The organism is Paenibacillus sp. JJ1722, from assembly GCF_048282685.1.
GTDB classification, from domain to species: Bacteria; Bacillota; Bacilli; order Paenibacillales; family Paenibacillaceae; genus Paenibacillus; species Paenibacillus polymyxa_B.
The window spans coordinates 4,514,217-4,538,097 of the sequence record NZ_CP182500.1 but is presented as its reverse complement, the minus strand read 5'-3'; the positions used below and the strand labels follow the sequence as shown (position 1 = coordinate 4,538,097).

Below are 23,881 nucleotides of genomic sequence, written 5' to 3'. Positions count from 1 at the left end.
TACTAACGGTATATGAGGTGGATGCGGATATGAACTCTACTGAATTAAAGAAACATTTTATTGAGAAATATGGTGAAAGCAGCAATGAACTGCGGATATTTCATGCACCTGGACGTGTCAATCTGATTGGAGAGCATATCGACTATAACGGTGGTTATGTACTCCCGGCTGCGCTGGAATTCGGAACGACGCTAATCCTTCGTGCGCGCAATGATGATGAAATTCATTTTGCTTCAACAAACCTGTCGTATGAAGTGTCTATCCCCCGTGGAGAAATAGGTAAAAATAAAACGGATGAGTGGGTGGACTATCCGGTGGGTGTGCTGGTGGAATTGGCTGAAAAGGGAGTTTATCCGTCTAACGGATATGACCTGCTCTATCATGGAGAAATACCGAATGGTGCTGGATTATCCTCCTCAGCCTCCATTGAGGTTGTTACAGGATACGCGTTTCTCACGATCGAAAAACAGGAAACAGATACGGTCGAAATCGCTTTGTTGTCCCAGCGGGCAGAAAACAATTATGTTGGTGTCAATTGCGGCATTATGGACCAGTTCGCTGTAGCGAACGGAGCAGCTGATCATGCAATTCTACTGATGTGCGATACGTTGGATTACCGTAAAGTGCCATTCCGCACGGGGGCTTATAAGCTCGTGATCGGCAATACAAACAAGCGTCGCGGTTTGGTGGACTCAGCCTATAACGAGCGTCGTAGCCAGTGTGCCGAAGCACTGTCCATTTTACAGCAGCAGGAGCCGTCACTGGAATACCTCGCTCAGCTGGATGAGGCGCGTTTCGGAGAGCTTCAGCATCACATCGCGGACCAAACAGTGCGTCGGCGGGCACAGCATGTGGTGGAGGAAAACGCTCGTGTGTTGGCCTCTGTTGATGCTCTCGCGGCGAATGAACTTGCAGCTTTTGGTCAGTTAATGAATGCTTCTCATGATTCATTACGCGATTTGTATGAGGTCAGCTGCACGGAGCTGGACGTCATGGTTGAAGAAGCACGACGCATTCCTGGCACGCTGGGTGCTCGTATGACAGGAGCCGGATTTGGAGGTTGTACGGTTTCATTGGTTCATGAGAACGATGTGGAACGTTTTGTGAAGGAAGTCGGCGAAGCTTATCAGACCCGCACAGGGCTGGAAGCCAGCTTTTATGTATGCAAGGCAGGAGACGGAGTTAAAGAACTGAAGGAGGACGAATAACATGGCCATTTTAGTCACAGGTGGAGCTGGATATATCGGTTCACATACCGTAGCAGAATTGTTGGATCTGGGAGAAAAAGTTGTGGTGCTGGATAATTTGCAAACCGGGCACAAAGCAGCATTGCTTGGAGGCAAGTTGTATGAAGGGGATTTGAGGGATAAAGAACTACTGTCCAAACTGTTCTCTGAAAATAGTATCGACGCAGTTATCCATTTTGCAGCCAACTCGCTGGTTGGAGAAAGTATGCAAAATCCTGGTAAATATTACGACAACAATGTATTTGGCACGCTGAGCTTGCTGGAGGCAATGAAGGATGCTGGAGTGCGCCGAATCGTGTTTTCCTCTACTGCGGCTACCTACGGCGAACCGGAAAAGGTACCGATTGAAGAGGGAGACCGTACAGAGCCAACCAACGTGTATGGTGAAACAAAGCTGATGATGGAGCGCATGATGTCGTGGTTTGATAAAGTTCTAGGCATCAAATATGTGTCTTTACGGTATTTTAATGCGGCTGGTGCGCATGAGAGCGGCAAGATCGGTGAAGATCACCGACCAGAAAGCCATCTGATCCCGTTAGTGCTCCAGACAGCCCTGAAACAGCGTCCACACATCGCTGTGTTTGGTGAGGATTATGCGACACCTGACGGCACGTGTGTTCGGGATTACATTCACGTGAGTGACCTGGCGGATGCTCATGTGCGTGCAGTAAATTACTTGCGCGAAGGCAATGACAGCAACGTATTCAACCTGGGCAACGGGCAGGGCTTCTCTGTGAAAGAAGTTATTGAGACGGCACGCAAGGTCACTGGGCTCGACATTCCAGTTGTTACAGAGCCACGCCGCGCAGGCGATCCAGCGATATTGGTTGCATCTTCTGACAAGGCTCGTTCGGTGTTGGGCTGGAGTCCAGCACGTACCCAACTAGAGGACATTATTAGCGGAGCATGGGGATGGCATCAGTCGCACCCTCACGGCTACGGCGACGAATAGACGGGAGACGATGACATATGAGCGAGCGCCAATCCGCAGATAAAGGCCAAGGCCGGGAACATTCCCGGCATCTGGCCAATGACATCGACGAAACTGTACAGCAATCGGCTCTATATGCGGTGGAGCAACTGGTTGCATTCGCACAAAACAAGGGCTTGATCGGTCCGCAAGATACAGATTACAGCCGTAATCTGCTGTTGGAGCAGTTTGGGTTTTCGGAGCCTTATTCAGGTGGGGAAGCAGGGGGCGTTATGGCCCCCGAAGCTCTCCAGCCTGTGCTTAATGTATTGATAGATTATGGTTTTGCCATAGGACTTATCCCTGAAAACACAGATACGTATCACGATTTGCTTGATTCCAAAATCATGGGACTGCTGATGGCGAGACCGTCTGAAGTCATCCGTGACTTTCATCAAACGGAGGCTGAACGTGGCATAGAGGCGGCGACAGATGCTTTTTATCAATTATCCATCGATTCGAACTACATTCGAATGGATCGGGTTGCCAGCAATGTGTACTGGAATCAGTCGACATCTTACGGAGATATGGAAATCACGATTAATTTGTCCAAGCCAGAAAAAAGTCCCAAGGAAATTGCGATGGCGAAGCTTTTGCCGCCGCCTGTTTATCCCAAGTGTCAATTATGCCGTGAAAACGTCGGATATGCAGGAAGAGTAAATCATCCGTCCCGTCAAAATTTGCGCATCATTCCGGTGGAATTGAATGGGGAACCGTGGTTTTTTCAATATTCACCCTATGTGTATTACAACGAGCACTGCATTGTGTTCCATCATGATCATGTACCGATGAAGCTTACGAAGGATACACTGCGCCGATTGCTGGCCTTTACGAAAGCGTTTCCGCATTATTTTATTGGCTCCAATGCGGATCTGCCGATTGTCGGCGGATCGATTCTGACCCATGATCATTTTCAGGGTGGTCGTCATACATTCCCAATTGAAAAAGCGGGTGTGGACGGCATATACCATAATGAAGCGTTCCCGCAGGTTACAGCAGGGATTGTAAACTGGCCGATGTCGGTCATCCGTTTTACGTCAACAGATGCCGAGGCGTTGTTGGAAGCGGGAAATGCTGCTTTTGAAGCCTGGAAAGCTTTTAGTGATCCTGTAGCTGATGTCCTCTCTCATACAGAGCAGGAAGGGGAAACGATTCCGCATAATACCGTGACGCCGATTGTGCGCCGTGATGCCGAAGGCAGGTACCAGATGGATCTCGTACTGCGTAACAACCGAACGAGTGAAGAGTATCCGGAAGGTATTTTCCATCCTCACCGCGAGATGCATCACATCAAGAAGGAAAATATCGGTCTGATCGAAGTTATGGGACTTGCCATATTACCGGGGCGGCTCAAGGATGAACTGGATGGAATTGCAGATATTTTGTGTGGGGATGACAAGCTGGCTGTGGCTATGCAGCAGGAAGGACATCCACTGTTTAAGCATGCAGACTGGATTTATCAGTTAAACACCCGGTTCGGTCGTTTGCCTGACAAGGAGACGGCTGTTCGTACCGTACAAAATGAGGTTGGACTGAAATTCAGTGAAATTTTAGAGCATGCAGGAGTGTATAAACGAAATCCGTCCGGTCATCAGGCCTTTGGTCGTTTTATGAAACAATTGGGATATACTTTGGGAGAATAAAATTGCTTGCGCAGCACATAATACTCTACGAGAACCCTCCCAAGATATGACATGGAACCATGCTCCTCAAGGAGTGTGGTTTTTTTCTGAAAATAAAGCAGATTTGTTTCCTGTAACCGAAAAGGTTATAATAGAGTAGTTTCTTAACATTAAACTTTAGAACTATTGGAGGCGAGCGTTTGCGATGAAAGCATTCGAATTTTATAATCCTACACAATTGATCTTCGGTAAAGGACAATTGGAGGCTCTCAAGCGTGAAGTTCCTAAATATGGTAAACGTGTACTGCTTGTATATGGCGGCGGCAGCATTAAGCGCAGCGGTTTGTACGATAATGTAATAAGTTTGCTTGGTGAAATCGGTGCAGAGGTAACGGAACTGGCTGGTGTAGAACCGAATCCTCGCTTATCTACAGTACATAAAGGCGTGGAATTGTGTAAAACACATCAAATCGACCTCGTTCTGGCTGTAGGCGGTGGTAGTGTGCTGGATTGCTCCAAAGCCATTGCTGTTGGTGCAAAATATGATGGCGACATGTGGGATTTTGCAGAGCGTAAAGCGGCACCACAGGCTGCATTGCCATTAGGTACGGTTTTGACCATGGCAGCTACCGGTTCTGAAATGAATGCGGGTTCTGTTATTACAAATGAAAAAACACAGGAAAAATTGGGCTGGGGCAGCGTATTTGCGTTCCCTGCGTTTTCTATTCTTGATCCTGTGAACACATACTCTCTGCCGCAAAATCAAACCGTTTACGGAATCGTAGATATGATGTCACATACGCTGGAGCATTATTTCCATTTGGAATCCAATACTCCGGTCCAACTTGGCTGGTGCGAAACGATTTTGCGTACGGTCATGGATGCGGCTCCAGGTCTGGTCAACGATCTGGAAAACTACGAGCTGCGTGAAACGATTATGTATTGTGGTACGATGGCGCTGAACGGCTTCCTGAACATGGGGCTGACAGGTGACTGGGCTACTCACAATATCGAACATGCTGTGTCTGCTGTTTATGATATTCCACATGGTGGAGGACTGGCTATTCTGTTCCCGAACTGGATGAAACACAATTTGCATGTGAAGCCTGAACGCTTCAAGCAACTGGCGGTCAATGTGTTCCATGTGAAACCAGAAGGCAAGAGTGATGAGGAAGTGGCGTTGGAAGGTATTCAGGCGTTGCGTGATTTCTGGAACTCGATTGGTGCACCAAGCCGTCTGGCTGATTACGATATTGATGCGTCCAAAATCGATGTTATGGCTGATAAAGCTGTGAAATTCGGGTCTTTTGGTGGCTTTAACAAGCTCAATCGCGAAGATGTAGTCGAAATTTACAAAGCATCCCTGTAAACCGACATTTGTATCATTTTAAGCACGTTTGTGCGTCATTAGACGTACGAACGTGCTTTTTTGGGGTTAATTTGGGATATTAGAGGAAAATTTTGAAACTTTTTAAGGTTGAATACGTAAACATAGTTATAGACTGGAAACCAGACTGAAAAGGTACATGGAAGGAGGAGTCGCATGGAAACCATATTTTGGTGGTTACTCGCAGGGGGCGCTATCTTTACCGTGGTCAGTGTGCTGATTGGAGATGTACTCGGTGGTTGGCTGGATGGTGCATTGGAGCTACCGGGCCTCGATTGGTTCAGACCTGTCGTTTTACTTGGAGCCATGACCGCTTTTGGCGGAGCTGGAGTACTGCTGACAAAGTATACTGGGCTGAGCATGGGGTGGGTCGTCGTGCTTGCTTTAGGGATTGCGTTTGTCATCGGAATACTCGTGTTCTTTGCGTTTATCAAACCCATGGCGAATTCGGAGGTATCCAGTGGCTTCTCCATGCGTGAGCTGACTGGCCGGATCGGTGAGGTCACCATTCCTGTACCTGAGGTTGGTTACGGGGAGGTTATGATCCGCTTGGGTGCAGGCAACACCATACATACAGCATCTAGCTTCGATCACAAACCGCTTGCTGCGGGAACCCGTATCGTCGTGGTTGAGGTCGCAGAGGGCGTCGTCCGCGTAGCGTACCTGGACACATAGACGGCGCATTCGCTTAACTTGAAGGGAGCGTGATCGGGAGTGTCAAATTTGCAAGATATTGTGTTGGTCCCTGGGATTGTTGTCATCGTTATCGTTATATTAGGGATCGCTTTTTGGGCCCGTTACAAAACGGTAGGGCCGGATGAAGGAATGATCGTGACGGGTTCTTTTCTAGGAAATAAAAATATTTCCGAGGATGACTCTGGACGAAAAATTAAAATTGTACGCGGCGGGGGGGCCTTCATTTGGCCTATTTTTCAGCAGTCCGAATTCATCTCTCTTTTGTCCCATAAACTGGACGTAACCACACCGGAAGTGTATACGGAGCAAGGAGTTCCCGTGATTGCGGATGGTGTGGCGATCATCAAGGTCGGCAGTTCTATTGAGGATGTGGCTACAGCAGCCGAGCAGTTCATCGGGAAGCCACTGGAGGCTCTTAGGGGAGAGGCTCAGGAAGTGCTGGAGGGACATTTGCGCGCAATCCTCGGTTCGATGACAGTGGAAGAAGTTTATCGTAATCGGGATCGGTTTGCGCAGGAAGTACAGGGCGTGGCTGCTCGTGATCTGAAAAAGATGGGCTTGCAAATCGTTTCATTCACCATCAAAGATGTGCGTGATAAGCACGGATATCTGGATGCGCTTGGTAAGCCGAGAATTGCCGCTGTGAAACGGGATGCTGAGATTGCAGAAGCCGAGGCTGTGCGGGATGCCCGGATTCAGAAGGCGCGTGCGGAACAGGAAGGCCAGAAGGCCGAACTGCTGCGGGATACCAACATTGCCGAGGCAGCCAAGGAGAAGGAACTGAAAGTGGCTTCGTTTAAGAAAGAACAGGATACAGCGAAGGCAGAAGCCGATCAGGCTTATCACATTCAGGAGGCCCGTGCCAAGCAGACTGCTGTCGAGGAGCAGATGAAAGTCGAGCTGGTGCGCAAAGAACGGGAAATTGATCTTCAATCCAAGGAAATACAGGTACGTGAAAAGCAATATGATGCGGAAGTGAAAAAGAAGGCAGAAGCTGATCGGTATGCGGTCGAGCAAGCGGCGGAAGCAGATAAATCGCGTAAAATGCGTGAGGCTGAATCGCTGCAATACTCGATTGAGACACAGGCTAAAGCGTCAGCTGAACAAAAACGTCTCAACGGGCAAGCAGAAGCGGATGCCGAACGCGCCAAAGGTACGGCAGACGCAGATGTCATCCGTTTGCGTGGACTTGCAGAAGCGGAGGCCAAGGAAAAACTGGCGGAGGCGTTCCAGAAGTTTGGAGAGGCTGCCGTGCTCGATATTATCGTAAAAATGTTGCCTGATCTGGCTGGACGTATTGCCGAACCGATTGCGTCCATTGATAAACTCACCGTAGTTGATACGGGAAAAGGAGAGGGAGCAGCGCGTGTCAGCAATTATGTCACCGAACTGATGGCTACGGCACCTGAGATGCTGAAGAGTGTATCCGGCATTGATGTGGAGCAGTTAATCAAGGGGCTGACGACTGGGAAAAAAGGCCTTCATTCCGTGCCGTCCTCCGGTGAAGGGAATAAGCAGCATCTTCCAGCCTCGGTGGAGGCAGCACTAACAGATAAAGAATAACGGTAAGTCTTTAGGGAGCATCTACCCCTAACCAAAAGACCGCTTTTCATCACAGCATTTCCCGGCAATGTGATGAAAAGCGTTTTCTTTTTATTGACCTTTAGCCGAATATTTGGTACTTTAACGTGGATTCCTCTGAGCTTCATGCTATAATTCTTAGGATCAAGGTTCTGATAAAAGAGGTGCGGATGTGAGCAGCCTAAAAGTGGCCAAAGCGCTGAATAACAATGTGATTATAGGGATGCATCCCGAGCATGATGAGGTTGTTGTGATTGGAAAAGGAATCGGTTTCAATCGCAGACCCGGTGATCTTATGCCGTTGGATTCAGTTGAAAAATTATTTATATTAAAAAGCCATGAAGAACAGGAGCAATACAAACGGTTGCTTCCTGAGCTGGATGAAAAGCTCATTGAGGTCATCGGTGAGGTACTTCATCTTGTTCAGCTTCAAGCAAAGAAGCCTCTAAATGAGCACATACTGATTGCTTTAACTGACCATATCGCTTTTTCCATCAACCGTCATAAACAGGGAATTACGATTCATAATCCGTTTTTGTATGAGACTAGGGAAATATATCCTCAGGAATACAAGATGGCTGAGCAGGCTGTTGCTCTAATCAGGGATAAGATGGATGTAGATCTGGGAGAAGATGAAATCGGATTCGTGGCCCTGCATATTTATAGCGCCATGACAAACCAGCATATCTCCGAGGTGAGGAAGGATTCTCGTCTGATTGCTGATATGGTTCAGGTTGTCGAGACCACACTGGATTATCGTATTCCTCTCCAATCTCTTGATTATTCTCGACTGCTGACTCATCTGAGGTTTGCGATTGAACGTGTGCGCCGGGGAGAAATTGTGCAGGAGATTTATCGATTGGACAAGCTTTTGAATGAGGAGTACCCGGAAATGTATATGCTGGCCTGGAAGCTCACGAAAATTATGGAGAAAAGACTCCGTAAATCTGTGTATCCAGCTGAGGTTAGTTATTTGACAATGCATCTGCAGCGGTTGTCCCAACGCAAAGAGCAGGGGGAGCAACAAAAGTGATAAAACCGGAATAAAAAAGTATTGCCTCGCATTTAGCGGGGTGCTATAATCAATTTTGCAATGAGGAAGACAACAACTGAACATTAAACGTGTTACTGATTCGATCAGGCATGAGTTGTTTTAAGTTATGATTGTTTACAGCCTACTGGGGCAAGCTATATCCCAAGGTTGTTTTCAAACATACTTAAATCGGCTCATGCCTTTTTTGTTGTTTTGCCTCTGTTCTAAATTTCAGAGAAGGATGTGGAAGGTATGTTTAAAAAGCTTTTCGGCGTTTTACAGCGTGTCGGTAAAGCATTAATGCTTCCTGTAGCGATTTTGCCAGCTGCGGGGCTTTTATTGGGTATCGGTAACATGCTGGTCAATCCTGATTTTCTCCAGTACATTCCGGCATTAAATGCGGGCTGGGTTCAATCGGTAGCGACGATCATGATGAATGCCGGACAAATCGTTTTTGATAATCTGGCACTGTTGTTCGCAGTCGGCGTAGCCGTCGGTCTGGCGGGCGGTGAGGGTGTAGCAGGTTTGGCTGCCATCATCGGTTACCTCGTTATGAACATTACTCTGGGTACAGCCGTGGGTGTCACACCTGGTCTGATTGCTCAAAAAATACCGGGTTATGCAAACGTGTTGGGGATTCCAACGCTTCAAACCGGGGTGTTCGGCGGGATAATCATCGGTATACTGGCCGCGGCCATGTACAACCGCTTTTTCAAAATTGAGCTTCCATCGTATCTGGGCTTTTTCGCGGGTAAGCGTTTCGTTCCAATTGCAACGGCGGTATCCTCACTGATTGTCGGACTTGCACTGGTTCTGATCTGGCCTCCAGTTCAACAAGGACTTAACGCAGTATCTCACTTTATGGTGTATTCCAACCCGACTTTGTCGGCGTTCCTGTTCGGTGTTATCGAACGCGCGCTGATTCCATTTGGTTTGCATCACATCTGGTATTCACCGTTCTGGTTTGAGTTTGGTGAATATGTTAACAAGGCAGGTCAAACCGTTCACGGTGACCAGCAGATCTTCTTCAGCCAGCTTCGCGACGGAGTGGCGTTGACAGCAAGTACGTTCCAAGTGGGTAAATTCCCATTCATGATGTTCGGTTTGCCGGCAGCAGCGCTTGCAATGTACCATGAAGCAAGACCAGAACACAAAAAATATGTAGCAGGTATTATGGGTTCAGCAGCATTGACTTCGTTCTTGACAGGTATTACGGAGCCACTGGAATTTTCCTTCCTGTTCGTAGCTCCACTGCTGTTTGCAGTACACTGTATATTCGCAGGTCTGTCATTTATGACCATGCAAATTTTACATGTCAAAATCGGTATGACCTTCTCAGGCGGATTTATTGACTTCCTGATTTTCGGGATTATTCCAACCCGTACGCCTTGGTGGTATGTAATTATCGTCGGTCTGATTTTGGCAGTTATTTACTACTTCGGATTCCGGTTCATCATACGGAAGTTCAACTTGAAAACACCAGGACGTGAAGAAGCTACAGATAATGTGGATGGCGCAGCAGTCGGTAGTAGTGATGAGCTCCCGCACAACATTTTGGCAGCTTTCGGTGGTTCATCGAATATCAAGCATCTGGATGCTTGTATCACACGTCTTCGGATCGAGGTTAATGAGAAATCGAACGTTGACAAAGCTCGTCTGAAACAACTTGGCGCATCTGGTGTCCTTGAAGTCGGTAACAACGTACAGGCAATTTTCGGTACACGTTCCGACACCATTAAATCTCAAATGGCTGATATCATGGCTGGACGTACACCTGCACCAGCTCCGGCGCAACCTGCTCCACAAGAGGAGAAGGAAGCTGGAGAAGAACAACAAACCATTATTGTAGAAGATATTGTAATGCCTGTTAACGGCGAATTGGTTGATATCTCGACGGTTCCCGATCCGGTATTTGCAGAACGTATGACAGGTGACGGTTTTGCGGTCGTGCCAAATGATGGAACGATTGTGTCCCCTGTTTATGGTAAAGTATTCAATGTATTCCCAAGCAAGCATGCGATTGGTATTCAATCCGATGGCGGTAAAGAAGTGCTTGTTCATATCGGGGTGAATACTGTGAAGCTTAAAGGCCAAGGATTTGACGTTTTGGTGAACGAAGGCGATCTTGTGTCAGCTGGCCAGCCTATTATGAAAGTAGACCTGGAATACGTGAAGGCAAACGCTAAATCCATCATCTCACCTGTCATTTTTACTAACCTTCCAGAAGGTTCTTCGGTAACTTTAAACAAAACTGGAGTATTGAAGGCTGGCGAAGATGGTATAATTACGATAAAATAAACTCTATGTGTTTCGGATTAGTTGATTAGGCGGCTTAGGCCGTCTGATCAATGATCTGGTATACTGCGTGTAAACAAATATTATCTTTAGGAAAGTGGGAGGAACAAATTATGCAAACAACTTTTAGAATTACGGATGAAGACGGTATCCATGCACGTCCTGCAACTGCGCTGGTAAATACAGCTAACAAATTCAGCGGTGCTGAATCTTTTGCCGAAGCTAACGGTAAAAAAGTAACTTTGAAATCCATTCTGGGTGTATTGTCCCTGGGTCTGGAACAAGGCGATACTATTAACATTATCTGCGAAGGCGCTGAAGCTGCCGAAGCACTGAAAGCTCTTGAAAATGTAATCGTTAACGAAGGGCTGGGCGAAGTTCATGCTTAAAATTTCCGGGATTGCCGCTTCGGCAGGCATAGCCATTGCCCGGGCGTTTATCTTGGAGCATCCGAATTACGCTGTAGAGAGACGCGCGGTTGGTGATGTTGAAGCTGAAATCGCGAGATTGGATGCGGCTTTGGCACAATCTCAAACCGAATTGGAATCGATTAAGGAGAAAACGCTTCAGGAGCTGGGAGAGAAAAAAGCAGAAATTTTTGCATCTCACCTGCTCATCCTGAATGATCCTGAATTGATCGATCCGGTTAAAGCTAAAATCAGAGACGAGCAGCTTAATGCTGACTATGCTTTGAATGAAGTAGCTACACAGTTCATTTCCATGTTTGAAAACATGAAAAGTGCCTATTTGCAAGAACGCGCATCGGACATGCGTGACGTAACCAAGCGGATCCTGAATCACCTGCTTGGTGTTCATTTTGTTAGTCCTGCAGAAATTGCCGAAGAAACGATTGTGCTTGCAGAAGATTTGACACCTTCCGACACAGCTCAGCTGAACCGTGAATTTGTTAAAGGTTTTGCAACGAACATCGGCGGACGTACTTCGCATTCGGCTATTATGGCTCGCTCACTTGAAATTCCTGCAGTTGTGGGAACGAAAAATATATTGTCTCAAGCTAAAAGCGGTGATTTGATTATCGTTGATGGTTTGGATGGTCACGTATTCGTGAACCCTACCGAAGAGATTGTTGCGGAATACCGTGCTAAACAGGTGGCATACGACAAGCAACGCGAAGAGTGGCGTAAGCTGCGCGGCGAAGCTACGGTTTCTGTCGATGGTGTCCATGTCGAACTGGCAGCCAATATTGGTACGCCTAATGATGTAGCTGGTGTTCTGGACAACGGTGGTGAAGGCGTTGGCTTGTACCGTACGGAGTTCTTGTACATGGGACGCGATAAGCTTCCATCCGAAGAAGTACAGTATACGGCGTACAAAACCGTTCTGGAAAGAATGGAAGGTAAACCGGTTGTAGTCCGTACTTTGGATATCGGTGGCGACAAAGAACTTCCTTATCTGGACCTGCCAAAAGAAATGAATCCGTTCCTTGGATTCCGTGCTATTCGTCTGTGTCTGGATCGCCAGGATATTTTCCGCACTCAATTGCGTGCTTTGTTGCGTGCGAGTGTGCATGGTAACCTGCGCATCATGTTCCCAATGATTGCTACGCTGAACGAATTCCGTGAAGCTAAAGCTGTTTTGTTGGAAGAAAAGGAAAAGTTGGTAACCGAGGGTGTATCCGTATCTGAAGAAATTCAGCTGGGCATCATGGTAGAAATTCCTTCTACAGCGGTATTGGCTGACCAATTCGCAAAAGAAGTGGATTTCTTCAGTATCGGTACAAATGATCTGATTCAATACACAATGGCAGCGGATCGCATGAACGAGCGGGTTTCTTACCTGTATCAACCATACAATCCATCCATTCTGCGTCTGGTGAAAATGGTTATTGATGCCGCTCACCGTGAAGGGCGTTGGGTTGGTATGTGTGGCGAAATGGCAGGAGATACAACAGCAATTCCGTTGCTGCTGGGTCTGGGACTTGATGAGTTCAGTATGAGTGCAACTTCCATTCTGCCAGCACGTAGTCAAATCTCCAAGTTGTCCCGTGCGGACATGGAAAAACTGGCTACAAAAGCTCTGGACATGCAAACAGCAGAACAGGTTGTTGAATTGGTTCAAAGCATCGAAGGTTAAGGAAGGGTATTACATTTCAAAGGTTATATCTTTTTCCAACAAAAAAATTGCTGTGTACATACAGCAGCCGGTATCTAATAGATACCGGCTTTTTTGCATGCTTTAAGTAGAATTTGTTTTAACTGCATGAGCAATTCAGTACAGGTTTGCGAGCTGCGGTAGTTTCGTCCAATCGCGTGACTGGAGTAGTATATGGTGCATTGAGCACCAGCTCAGGGTTCTCTTCTGCTTCCCGCGCAATATGAATCATAGTGTCGACAAAAGCATCAAGTGTTTCCTTACTTTCCGTCTCCGTGGGCTCGATCATGATGCATTCCTCTACATTCAGAGGGAAATAAATTGTAGGCGGATGGTAGCCGAAATCAAGCAGCCGTTTGGCTACATCAAGCGTACGCACTCCAAATTTTTTCAAGCCTCGCCCCGACATTACAAATTCGTGTTTACAATGTCCAGGGTAGGGCAGGTCAAAATGTGGAGCGAGCCGATGCATCATGTAATTGGCATTGAGCACAGCGCATTCCGATACACGCTTTAAGCCATCAGGACCGTAGCTACGGATATAGGTATAGGCACGGACGAGAATACCGAAGTTGCCGTAAAAGGCTTTAACCCGTCCAATAGAATCTCCCTGTTCCCGGTCCCAGTGGTACACCCCCTGCGGATCCCGTACGACAAGCGGCTTGGGCAAATAAGGGATGAGCCGTTGCTTTACGCCGACAGGCCCAGCGCCGGGGCCACCGCCGCCGTGCGGGGTACTCATCGTTTTGTGCAAATTGAGATGCACTACATCGAAGCCCATATCTCCGGGACGGGTAATCCCCATGATGGCGTTGGAGTTTGCCCCGTCATAGTAAACCAGACCACCCGCTTCATGCACGATGGCAGCAATGTCAGTGATTTGCTTCTCGAACAGCCCAAGCGTGTTCGGATTGGTCAGCATGAGCGCCGCGGTGTCGTTGCCTACGGCTTGACGTAACGCATCCAGATCCACCAGCCCCTCAGGGGTGGAGGGAAGGGTGACTGTTTCGAAGCCCGCGACGGTTGCGCTGGCGGGGTTCGTTCCGTGCGAGGAATCCGGCACGAGCACCTTGGTACGTCGCTCACCACGTGCTTCGTGGTATGAGCGAATCATCATCAGCCCGGTCCATTCGCCATGGGCGCCCGCGGCGGGCTGAAGCGTGACGGCATCCATGCCAGTTAACGCAGCCAAATCATTTTGGAGCGTATACAGCAGCTCCATGGCACCCTGGATGCTCTCCTCGGGCTGATATGGATGGATTTTGGCGAAGCCTGTATATCGGGCGACATCCTCATTCACTTTCGGATTGTATTTCATCGTACAGGAGCCGAGCGGATAAAATCCGTTGTCCACGCCGAAATTGCGCCGGGACAAGGCAGTATAATGCCGAATAACGTCTACTTCGTATACCTCGGGTAATGCCGCAGGTTCGCTGCGCAGCGCATAATCTGGCAAAAGCTCTGCCACCGGGCGACGGGGAACGTCGCACTCGGGAAGGGAATAGGCGATGCGACCCGGACGGCTCAATTCAAAAATGAGCGCTTGATCGTGTTCCTTCAACAGCCCTTGTTTCTGATCCTGTCCGGTGTGTGTCATAGCAATCCCCCCAAGGTGTGTACAAATTGGTCAATCTCTTCTTTGGTCCTTTGCTCCGTCACGGCAATCAACATGTGACCAGCAAGTTCCTCATAGTCCCGGCCCAAATCGTAGCCAGCGATAAATCCAGCAGCTAGCAGCTCGGCCTGGAGTTTGCTCATATCCGTACCCTCAGGCAGTCTAAGGGCAAACTCATTAAAGGTTGGTGCGTTAAACGAGGCAGTTATGCCCTTCAAGCTCAGCAATTGCTCTAAAGCATAACGGCTTTTATGCAAATTTAGCTCGGCTACTTCCTTGATCCCCTGTCTACCCATGACAGACAAGTATACAGATGCAGATAAAGCTAGCAACGCTTGGTTGGAGCAAATGTTAGAGGTGGCCTTTTCGCGGCGGATATGCTGTTCCCGCGCTTGCAAGGTCAGCACGAAGCCGCGTTTACCGTTGCGGTCTGTGGTCTGACCCACAATACGGCCGGGGATACGGCGCATATGTGCCTGAGAAACGGCAAAGTATCCACAGGTCGGACCGCCGAGAGAAGAGGAGATGCCAAGTGGCTGCGCGTCTCCTACCACAATATCCGCGCCCTGTTTGCCGGGTGTTTCCAGCAAGCCAAGTGCTAGTGGATTGGCACTGACGACCAAAAGACCTTTGTGCGCATGGATGAGGTCAGCCATCGGCTTCAGGTTTTCCACGGCTCCGAAAAAGTTGGGGCTTTGGACCAAAACAGCCGCGGTCTGTTCCGATACGGCTGCCGCTAGCGCATCAGCATCCGTTACGCCGTCCGAACAGCCGATCTCCACGATGTCCAAATCCAATCCGCGTGCATAGGCTGCCAATACCTGACGTGCCTCCGGATGGACGGACCTTGATACGATAAGCTGTTTACGGCGGGTAGCTGCGGCGGACAGTGAGCCCGCTTCCGCCAGTGCAGTCGCTCCGTCGTACATGCTGGCATTAGCTACAGCCATGCCCGTCAATTCGCAAATATACGACTGAAACTCGAAAATGGCTTGTAGCTCGCCTTGGCTTACTTCCGGCTGATAGGGGGTGTAGGCTGTATAGAATTCCGAGCGTGAAGTGATGTGCTGGATGACGGACGGAATATGATGATCATAAATTCCTGCGCCAAGGAAGCTGGCATGTGTGTCTGTATTGGCGTTGTGTCCGGCCAGCTCGGCCAAGTGGCGGGTTAAGGCTTTCTCATCGAGTCGAGAAGAGAGAGGCAGTTCCCCTTGATATCGAATGGCCTCTGGAATGTCACTGAATAAATCATCAATAGATGATACACCCACCACACGCAGCATTTCGGTTTGATCCTGTTCAGTCATAGGGAGATAACGATGCTGCTTCATAGGTTCTGACTCCTTTCGAAAAGCAAGATTTTAGATCGTAAATTAGCTAATAAAAAAGTGTGTGAGATGAAAAACCCAGAAGTTCATATCTGACATATTTGCTTTATAGAAATAAAAAGAGTTTAAGATCAGCGCGGGCGTTTATAAAAGGGTGCTGCCACCACCTCGGCACGCAGGCGTTTGCCACGAATCTCAACCTCCAACGGTGTGGAGAGGGCGCTAAAACGACTGTCCACCAAGGCGAGGCCCAGATTACGCTTCAAGGTGGGCGACTGAGTCCCCGTTGTGACCTCACCAATGTGTTGTCCTTCTGCGAATACCGGGTAATGGGCGCGTGGGATACCGCGATCAATCATTTCCAGCCCGATCAATTTGCGAGGAATCCCTTGTTCTTTCTGACGTTGCAGTGCTTCTCTACCGATAAAATCTCCTTTATTCAGCTTGACGAAGAAACCTAGACCAGCTTCGAGTGGCGAAATCGTGGCAGATAACTCCTGACCATATAGCGGCAACCGTGCCTCAAAGCGTAGTGTATCCCGAGCACCAAGTCCAGCGGGAATCAGCCCATACGACTCACCGGAACGAAGCAAACCCTCCCATACGGCTGGTGCTTCCGCAGCAGGTATATAAAATTCAAAACCGTCTTCGCCCGTATATCCGGTTCGTGAGACAAGTGCTTTTGCTCCGAACAATGGCACATTCTCATGGAAGCGGAAAGATGCCAGATTCGTAATGTCCGTATCTGCCACGGCTGCGGCAATACGTGCTGCCTCCGGTCCTTGCAACGCTAGCAATGCTATCGCATCAGACACATTCTCCATGTGAACGGATGCAGGCATATGGCGAATTAGCCAATCCCAATCCTTATCGATGTTGGATGCGTTCACAACGAGCATGTAGCGTTCCGGTCCTTTGCAGTAAACAAGTAGGTCGTCTACTACCCCTCCATCGGGGTAACACAGGAGTGAATATTGTGCCTGACCTGGTTCCAACTGGCTGACATCATTCGTGGTCACCCTTTGCAGAAAAGCTTCGGCTTCTTTGCCTTCAACCAAAAATTCGCCCATATGCGATACATCGAATAAACCCGCACGTTGCCGGACGGCCTCATGCTCCTTTTGAATGCCGCTAAACTGAACCGGGAGCTCCCAGCCGCCAAAGTCAATACAACGAACCCCAGACTGCGTCCCGTAGGACGAATATAGCGGTGTTTTTCGCAAATTAGTCATTATTCCACTCCTATCCGGTGTGATCGGCTAAACAAAAAAGACAGGCCGAAAAAAACGTATAGACGGCAGTCTACACTCTTTTTTTCAGCTCTGTCCTTGATACCAGAAAGTTACCCCGGTATGTACCGGGTTTCCCCTTGGGTGATCCGCTCCAATAGCGAATGCTCTCCAGAGATGCGTCCGGCAGAGGTCCTTTTGCCTGAGAGATTCACCTGCAATGCAGGTTTACTCCTTCGGCGCTACCTTCGGGATCAACGGTATATTACCTGGCTTTGCAGATAACAACTTGATCCGATTCGCGTGCACTTATGTCTCACAAGCGGCAACAGCTATGCGAATCTTTTTGGCAGTCTCTCCCTCCGCGTTCATCCGCGTTTGCAGTTGTCGGGGTGTTTCCCAAAGCATTTGCTATAACCCATTAATACGCAAATTCATTCAAAATGTCAATAAAAATGTCATCAAAAACAATAGAAAAAACATTTAATATATAAATAAGGATATGTAAGCGTTTGTTATAAGCTATCATATTTTTATATAGTACGCTATATGAGGTGATATGAAGTATTTTTGTTAGTATTATTGACATGAGTGTTCTTGTTGTCATAATCTTAACCTGTCTAGTACAGTGAGCAAAAGCGATTTTATTCATATGGAAGTGAGGGGAACAGAATGGGTGAAGTAAAGCAGCAACTTTGGTATACAGACGAACATGAGTGGGTTCAGCGGACAGAGAATGGAACGGTACGAATTGGTATTACAGACTTTGCACAGCATCAACTGGGTGATATTGTTTTTGTAGAATTACCTGAGGCGGGAGCAACGATTGAGCAGGGAGCGGAGATCGGTACGATTGAATCGGTGAAGACAGTATCCGACCTTTTTGCTCCGGTGACGGGAACCATACTAAAAGTGAATGAAACGCTGGAAAGTACACCTGAGCTAGTGAATGAATCTCCCTATGAAAAAGGTTGGATGATCGAAGTAGAGATGGATAAAGATGTGGAGGAAGCCTTGGGCAAGCTACTGTCTGCGGATCAGTATGAGCAGTTGATTTCCGATGAGCAATAATGGAGCATTGTAGTATGGAGTAAGAGGGTTATTTGTCTGCTCGATTTTTGTATAAAATAGTCGCTATGATTTGACGTAGCGGCTATTTTTTTGTCTTTTTGCAAACGTAATTACGTGTTTTATTCTGATTTAGAGGGTTGTCCCCATATAAGAATCATACATAATCCAGCACGGTTTTTCGACTAATTTCTATAGCTACAGGTCATATTAAGAAGAATTATGCAGGTATAATACCTTCCCGGATAATTTAAATTTAAATGTTGTCATCAACGTTCATGACGAAAGTACGTTTTCATTTCGTTGATGAAGATAGCGCTGTCATTTAGTATGAATTTTAAGAAAAGGTAGTGATGCTTACCTACAAGGAGGATTTGAATATGAGTACATTGGACGCAAAGCCAAGTTCAAAAGGAGGCACTCGTGTCGCCGTACAGCGTTTTGGCCGTTTTCTTAGCGGTATGGTTATGCCCAATATGGGAGCATTTATTGCGTGGGGGCTGATTACGGCACTCTTTATTCCGACCGGATGGTTCCCGAATGAAGGTTTTGCACAATTGGTTGACCCGATGAAAAATTATTTGTTGCCGTTACTGATCGGTTATACAGGGGGCACGATGATTCACGGACAGCGTGGAGGTGTGATTGGTGCCATTATGACGATGGGTGTCATAGTGGGAGCCGATATCCCGATGTTCCTGGGCGCGATGGTAGCTGGTCCGCTGGCTGCGTGGATATTGAAGAAGTTCGACAAGGCCATTGAAGGCAAAGTCAGATCAGGCTTTGAAATGCTGGTCAATAACTTTTCGGCCGGAATTATCGGTGCCATTCTAGCGCTGCTTGCCCATGTGGCGATTGGCCCGATTGTACAAATGATCAGTCAAGTGTTGTCGGCAGGGGTACAGTTCCTCGTGAACGCAGGGCTATTGCCGCTTGTCAACCTCATTATTGAGCCCGGAAAAGTATTATTTTTAAACAACGCGCTGAATCACGGAGTATTGAGTCCGATTGCGTTAGAGGAAGCTGCAAGAACAGGAAAATCCGTACTGTTTATGCTGGAATCCAACCCTGGGCCGGGGCTCGGTATTTTGCTAGCCTACTGCCTGTTCGGCAAAGGCTCTGCGAAGTCATCGGCTCCTGGAGCGGTCATCATTCATTTTTTCGGCGGGATTCATGAAATTTATTTCCCTTATATTTTGATGAAGCCGATTTTGATTCTTGCTGCTATAGCTGGGGGCGTTGTGGGAACCTTCTGTTTTATGTTGACAGGTGCCGGACTGGTTGCTGCTCCTTCACCGGGCAGCATCATCGCCTATTTTCTAATGACGCCAAAAGGCGGATATTTGCCAATGCTGAGCGGGGTGATCGCTGCTGCGGTCGTATCCTTTGCTGTTGCCGCAGTGTTACTCAAGACTAGTAAGCAAAAAGAAGAGGGGCTGGAGGAAGCTGCATCCCGCCTGAAAGATATGAAAAATCAAAGCAAGAGTGCAAGTGCTAACGCCACTGTAATGGAAGATAATCACGAATCTGAACGTGCTGCTGAGATTGCCGCAGCTCGAACGCTCAAGGATAAATCCGAAGTGAACAAGATCGTCTTTTCCTGTGATGCAGGTATGGGCTCAAGCGCTATGGGCGCCTCGATTTTACGCAAAAAAATGAAGCAGGCGGGTGTAGGCGTAACAGTTACGAATACGGCAATCAGTGAAATTCCACAGGATGCGGATATTGTCATTACGCAAAAAACGTTGACAGACCGGGCTAAAACAGTAGCCCCGAATGCTGAGCACATTTCCATTGACAATTTTCTGAAGAGCCCTGAATACGAAGCGCTGGTTGAACGTCTGAAATCCGATTCTTAATCCCCGTCGTATGCAGTGTACGTCTCCTGCTGGAGGGATGAGCTTGGGAAGGAACGGTATGCGCTTATGAATATTACGAAACGACAACGTGACATCGTGGAATATCTTCTGGAGCAGTCCAAAGAGGTTACAGCCGGGGAAATTGCCACGAAGATCAATGTCAGCACAAGGACGGTTCATCGGGAACTGGGCGCAGTCGAGCATTGGCTGGCTGCTCATGAGGTGAAGCTGGAGAAAAAGTCAGGGATTGGTATCTGTATAGATGCTGACCCAGCTCAGCTTGTATGCCTGCGAAGGCAATTGCTGCATACGAAGTCAGACGAATATTCGGCTGAGGAGAGAAAGATCGTGGTTCTCTGCATGCTGCTGGATACACGGGAGCCGATCAAGCTGCTGGCGCTGGCTTCGGACTTGAAAGTCACGGTAACTACGGTCAGTCATGATCTGGACGAATTGCAAGGCTGGATTGGGGAACGTGGACTCATGCTTGTGCGCAGACGGGGGTACGGGGTCGAGATTACAGGGCGGGAGACAGACAAAAGACGGGCGATTTCCGAGCTGGCTCTCGAATATTTGGATGAATCCGATCTGTTTTCAGCCCGGGAAGAACTTCGTTCTGTAACCCGTGTCGCCGACAAGTTGCTGGAGATGATTGGCAGAGATAACCTGCTGATTGTGGAAAAGGCCCTCTGGCAGCCCCATGAAAAATGGTTGGAAAACATGGTGGAAAGCAAATACATGGAGCTGCTGATTCAAATTTGCGTTTCGCTGGTACGTCTGCGACTCGGGTATGTTATAGATCCTCTTCTCTCGTATTTAAAAACAGATTCAGATGAAAATATCATGCTTCGCACAGCTATGGTGGAACGCATATGCACGGAGTTGTCAGAGGCGCTGGATATTGAATTTCCAGAGCCGGAACGATCTTATCTCAGGCTGCTATTTCGTGATGCCGAGGATCACTCTACCCGACTACTGCCGTTGGATGATCTCGTACTGTTGGAGTCGGTTCATGAGTTGATTCGTCGTGTGGAGGAAGAGACAGGCACGCCATTGGAAGAGGACCGTGTTCTGCGTGAAGGACTGATTGCCCATATGGCCCCGGTGTTCAAACGTTTGAAGGAAGGCAGGTCGATTCGTAACCCCCTCCTTCAGCAAATCCGCAAGGATTACAGCAGCTTATTCGACTCAGTGAAAAAGGCTGCGGCGGACATGACAGAAATGAAAGTACCAGATGAAGAGATCGGATTTCTCGTCATGCATTTTGGCGCTTCGCTGGAGCGGCTACGACAATTGCGGCGGGAGGTGCGGGCCATCGTAGTCTGCACGAGCGGTATTGGATCATCCAGACTTTTGGCAACAAGGCTCGCCAAAGAGCTCCCACAGATCAAAATTGTGGATAGGGCTTCATGGTACGAGGCGGCGCGGATTCCCAAGGAGGATTATGATCTGATCATTTCGACAGTAGAGCTACCGCTTGAACCGGATCGGTATCTTAAGATCAGCCCGTTGCTGACGCAGGAGGAGAGTGATCGCCTGCGTCAATTCATCCAGCATATTACACTCAATCATCCCAATGACCATCAGCAGGAACAGGCTGTTCAGCCTGGTCAGGATATAGAGTGGCTTACCGGTCTGCGGAAAAGTCTTGAGGAAATTGTACACATTGTACAGCAATTTCAAGTGTATCCGCTGGAAAATCAGGGGATGGATATGGCGGCGACCGTAGAGGCTATATGCATGTTGGAGGCGGGGCGGGGGAATGTGACAGAGCCTTCTGCGGTTGCTGCACAGCTCATGGAAAGAGAGCGCCAAGGTAGTCAGGTGATCTCTGATACCTCCATTGCTTTAGTTCATACGCGCAGCCACTATATTCGCAAGCCTTCGCTTACCTTGTATAAGCTGGCAGAGCCGCTGTTGGCGGATACAGGCGAACAGGTAGAATGCGTGCTGCTCATGTTGGGACCTCGTGAGCTGCCGAGAGAAAGCTTGGAGGTATTGAGCGAGATTAGTGCATTACTCTTGCAGGAAGACATGGTTACGCTACTGGAACACGGTAGCAGGGATCATATTGTCAATTATATATCGAGTGAGCTAGCTGAATTTTTCCACAGTAAATTAGGGACAGGGAGGAACCTACCGTGAGTATTATGACGATAGACAAAGTAAAAATGAACGCAACCGCCAAAGACAAATATGAGGCGATTCGTATGGCTGGACAAATCCTGCTGGATGCAGGACATATTTCAAGTGAGTACATTGACAAGATGCTGGAACGCGAGGAGATCGTGTCCACCTATATCGGGAACGGGTTGGCTATTCCACATGGCACCAAGGAATCCAAGATGCTTATTCAATCCACAGGCATCTCCATCGTTCAGTTTCCACAAGGCATAGATTTTGGGGAAGAAAAAGCATACATGGTAATCGGCATTGCAGCACAAGGCGGCGATCATATGGAGATTTTGACGAGTATCGCTGTGGTGTGTGCGGAGGAAGAAAATATGGATAAACTTCGCAACGCGGTGACCCCACAGGAAATTATAGATCTGTTCGAAAGTGAGATGGAGCTATGAGAGCCGTCCACTTTGGAGCAGGAAATATTGGTCGCGGCTTTATCGGATTGATTCTGTCGCGTGCAGGCTATGAGGTTGTCTTTTCAGATGTCAACGACACCCTTGTATCCGAGTTACGTCGTCGTAAACAATACACCGTAGAGCTAGCCAATGATACAAAGGATACGGAGCTGGTCACGAATGTAACGGCGATTGACGGCAGAGATGCATCCGCTGTAGCGGATGCGGTAGACCATGCTGATCTGGTAACGACCGCGGTAGGGGTTAGCATCCTCAGGCATATTGCAGCAGGTATTGCCGAGGGAATAGCGCGGCGGGTGGAGCGAGGGGCAGGCCCGCTGCATGTGATTGCTTGCGAAAATGCAATCGGAGGCAGCGCCCAACTGAAAGAGCATGTTTTTGCGCTACTGGATGAGGCGACTCGTGCCAAGGCAGAGGCTTCGGTATATTTCCCCAATGCTGCTGTAGACCGGATTGTGCCGATCCAACACCACGAGGACCCGTTACATGTGCAGGTAGAGCCTTTTTACGAGTGGGTGGTGGATCGTTCACAAATGGCACCTGAGCATGAAGAAATCGAAGGCATCCTGTACGTGCAGGATCTAGAGCCTTACATTGAACGAAAGCTGTTCACGGTGAATACGGGGCATTGCGTGGCAGCCTATCTTGGTTATACCGCAGGTTATGCTACCATCCAGGAGGCCATGAAGGATAGCAAGGTGGTGGATTCGATACAAGGGTCACTGGAGGAGACAGGAGCAGTGCTTGTGAAGCGCTTCGGTTTGGATCAAGGGGAGCATAAGAAGTACATCTCTAAAATTTTGGATCGCTTCCGCAACCCTAATCTGACAGACGATGTTACTCGAGTCGGACGTTCACCGTTGCGTAAGCTGTCTCCCAATGACCGTCTTGTACGTCCCGCGCTGCAAGCGCAGGAGTATGGCATCCCGACGGATCATCTGGCGTTAGGAATGGCGGCTGCCTGTAAATTTGATATTACGGAAGACCCCGAGGCAGTCGAGCTTCAGCAGGTGATCCGCAGTGAAGGACTGGGTGTGGCGCTGACGCGTTATACTTCCATAACCGCAGATCACCCGTTACATCGGCAGATATTGGAGCAATATGATATTATAAATTCATAAAACAACGAATTATCAACATCTATTTTCGATAATCCTCTTGAAGATAAAGCATCCACATCAACACTAACGTGTTCTGTAGAGATGTGCTTCAAGAGGATTTTTATATGCGTGATTTACA

Annotated in this window: 18 protein-coding genes and 1 riboswitch; of the genes, 15 read left to right on the top strand and 3 right to left on the bottom strand. The window is 48.3% G+C overall.

Features of this window, described 5'->3' with window-relative positions; genetic code table 11:
* Window positions 1-29 precede the first annotated feature (29 nt).
* The 10 genes from ACM1ND_RS20075 (at window position 30) to ptsP (ending at window position 12,925) form a co-directional block, all read left to right on the top strand.
* Window positions 30-1,208, top strand: a complete 1,179-nt coding sequence (locus tag ACM1ND_RS20075) for a galactokinase (RefSeq protein ID WP_076295862.1) — start codon at window positions 30-32, stop codon at window positions 1,206-1,208.
* Window position 1,209: 1 nt separating this feature from the next.
* On the top strand, window positions 1,210-2,199 hold the full coding sequence (galE, locus tag ACM1ND_RS20070) for a UDP-glucose 4-epimerase GalE (protein WP_071558370.1): 990 nt from the start codon (window positions 1,210-1,212) through the stop codon (window positions 2,197-2,199).
* Window positions 2,200-2,216: 17 nt separating this feature from the next.
* Window positions 2,217-3,860 (top strand): UDP-glucose--hexose-1-phosphate uridylyltransferase, encoded by a 1,644-nt coding sequence (locus ACM1ND_RS20065; RefSeq protein WP_418026512.1) that lies wholly within the window; start codon window positions 2,217-2,219, stop codon window positions 3,858-3,860.
* 184 nt (window positions 3,861-4,044) lie between these two features.
* Window positions 4,045-5,208, top strand: a complete 1,164-nt coding sequence (locus tag ACM1ND_RS20060; RefSeq protein WP_023989885.1) for an iron-containing alcohol dehydrogenase — start codon at window positions 4,045-4,047, stop codon at window positions 5,206-5,208.
* A 174-nt stretch (window positions 5,209-5,382) separates the two neighbouring features.
* Window positions 5,383-5,901, top strand: a complete 519-nt coding sequence (locus ACM1ND_RS20055; protein ID WP_023989884.1) for a membrane protease regulatory membrane protein — start codon at window positions 5,383-5,385, stop codon at window positions 5,899-5,901.
* A gap of 48 nt (window positions 5,902-5,949) precedes the next feature.
* Window positions 5,950-7,485 (top strand): flotillin family protein, encoded by a 1,536-nt coding sequence (locus ACM1ND_RS20050; RefSeq protein ID WP_028542452.1) that lies wholly within the window; start codon window positions 5,950-5,952, stop codon window positions 7,483-7,485.
* 190 nt (window positions 7,486-7,675) lie between these two features.
* Entirely contained in the window at window positions 7,676-8,536 is an 861-nt protein-coding gene (gene glcT, locus ACM1ND_RS20045; protein ID WP_023989882.1) for a glucose PTS transporter transcription antiterminator GlcT, read from the top strand.
* Window positions 8,537-8,788: 252 nt separating this feature from the next.
* Window positions 8,789-10,834: a glucose-specific PTS transporter subunit IIBC gene (gene ptsG, locus ACM1ND_RS20040; RefSeq protein ID WP_023989881.1), complete on the top strand. Its 2,046-nt coding sequence runs from the start codon at window positions 8,789-8,791 to the stop codon at window positions 10,832-10,834.
* Window positions 10,835-10,944: 110 nt separating this feature from the next.
* Window positions 10,945-11,220, top strand: coding sequence for an HPr family phosphocarrier protein (locus ACM1ND_RS20035; RefSeq protein ID WP_013372579.1), 276 nt, complete (start codon window positions 10,945-10,947; stop codon window positions 11,218-11,220).
* Window positions 11,213-12,925, top strand: a complete 1,713-nt coding sequence (gene ptsP, locus ACM1ND_RS20030) for a phosphoenolpyruvate--protein phosphotransferase (protein ID WP_023989880.1) — start codon at window positions 11,213-11,215, stop codon at window positions 12,923-12,925. The genes ACM1ND_RS20035 and ptsP overlap by 8 nt, the downstream gene beginning before the upstream one ends.
* Before the next feature lie 118 nt (window positions 12,926-13,043).
* Here ptsP and gcvPB read toward each other — a convergent pair whose 3' ends face one another.
* From gcvPB to gcvT, 3 genes are all read right to left on the bottom strand, one after another.
* The gene (gene gcvPB / locus ACM1ND_RS20025) at window positions 13,044-14,540 is read right to left on the bottom strand and encodes an aminomethyl-transferring glycine dehydrogenase subunit GcvPB (protein WP_341062703.1); all 1,497 of its coding nucleotides are present in this window, start codon (window positions 14,538-14,540) and stop codon (window positions 13,044-13,046) included.
* Window positions 14,537-15,892, bottom strand: coding sequence for an aminomethyl-transferring glycine dehydrogenase subunit GcvPA (gene gcvPA, locus ACM1ND_RS20020; protein ID WP_023989878.1), 1,356 nt, complete (start codon window positions 15,890-15,892; stop codon window positions 14,537-14,539). Before gcvPA ends, gcvPB begins: the two co-directional genes overlap by 4 nt.
* Before the next feature lie 128 nt (window positions 15,893-16,020).
* A complete protein-coding gene (gene gcvT, locus ACM1ND_RS20015; RefSeq protein ID WP_069079966.1) occupies window positions 16,021-17,121 on the bottom strand; it encodes a glycine cleavage system aminomethyltransferase GcvT in 1,101 nt (366 codons plus the stop codon).
* Between the two features lie 177 nt (window positions 17,122-17,298).
* A riboswitch (glycine riboswitch) is annotated at window positions 17,299-17,490 on the bottom strand.
* A 300-nt stretch (window positions 17,491-17,790) separates the two neighbouring features.
* Here gcvT and gcvH point away from each other — a divergent pair.
* The 5 genes from gcvH (at window position 17,791) to ACM1ND_RS19990 (ending at window position 23,763) form a co-directional block, all read left to right on the top strand.
* Complete coding sequence (gcvH, locus tag ACM1ND_RS20010; protein ID WP_023989876.1) at window positions 17,791-18,189, top strand: glycine cleavage system protein GcvH; 399 nt, start codon at window positions 17,791-17,793, stop codon at window positions 18,187-18,189.
* A gap of 377 nt (window positions 18,190-18,566) precedes the next feature.
* Window positions 18,567-20,045: a PTS mannitol transporter subunit IICB gene (locus ACM1ND_RS20005; protein ID WP_023989875.1), complete on the top strand. Its 1,479-nt coding sequence runs from the start codon at window positions 18,567-18,569 to the stop codon at window positions 20,043-20,045.
* Between the two features lie 66 nt (window positions 20,046-20,111).
* Window positions 20,112-22,190, top strand: a complete 2,079-nt coding sequence (locus ACM1ND_RS20000) for a BglG family transcription antiterminator (protein WP_023989874.1) — start codon at window positions 20,112-20,114, stop codon at window positions 22,188-22,190.
* On the top strand, window positions 22,187-22,621 hold the full coding sequence (locus tag ACM1ND_RS19995) for a PTS sugar transporter subunit IIA (RefSeq protein WP_028542458.1): 435 nt from the start codon (window positions 22,187-22,189) through the stop codon (window positions 22,619-22,621). The genes ACM1ND_RS20000 and ACM1ND_RS19995 overlap by 4 nt, the downstream gene beginning before the upstream one ends.
* Window positions 22,618-23,763, top strand: a complete 1,146-nt coding sequence (locus ACM1ND_RS19990) for a mannitol-1-phosphate 5-dehydrogenase (RefSeq protein WP_023989872.1) — start codon at window positions 22,618-22,620, stop codon at window positions 23,761-23,763. Before ACM1ND_RS19995 ends, ACM1ND_RS19990 begins: the two co-directional genes overlap by 4 nt.
* Window positions 23,764-23,881: the final 118 nt, after the last annotated feature.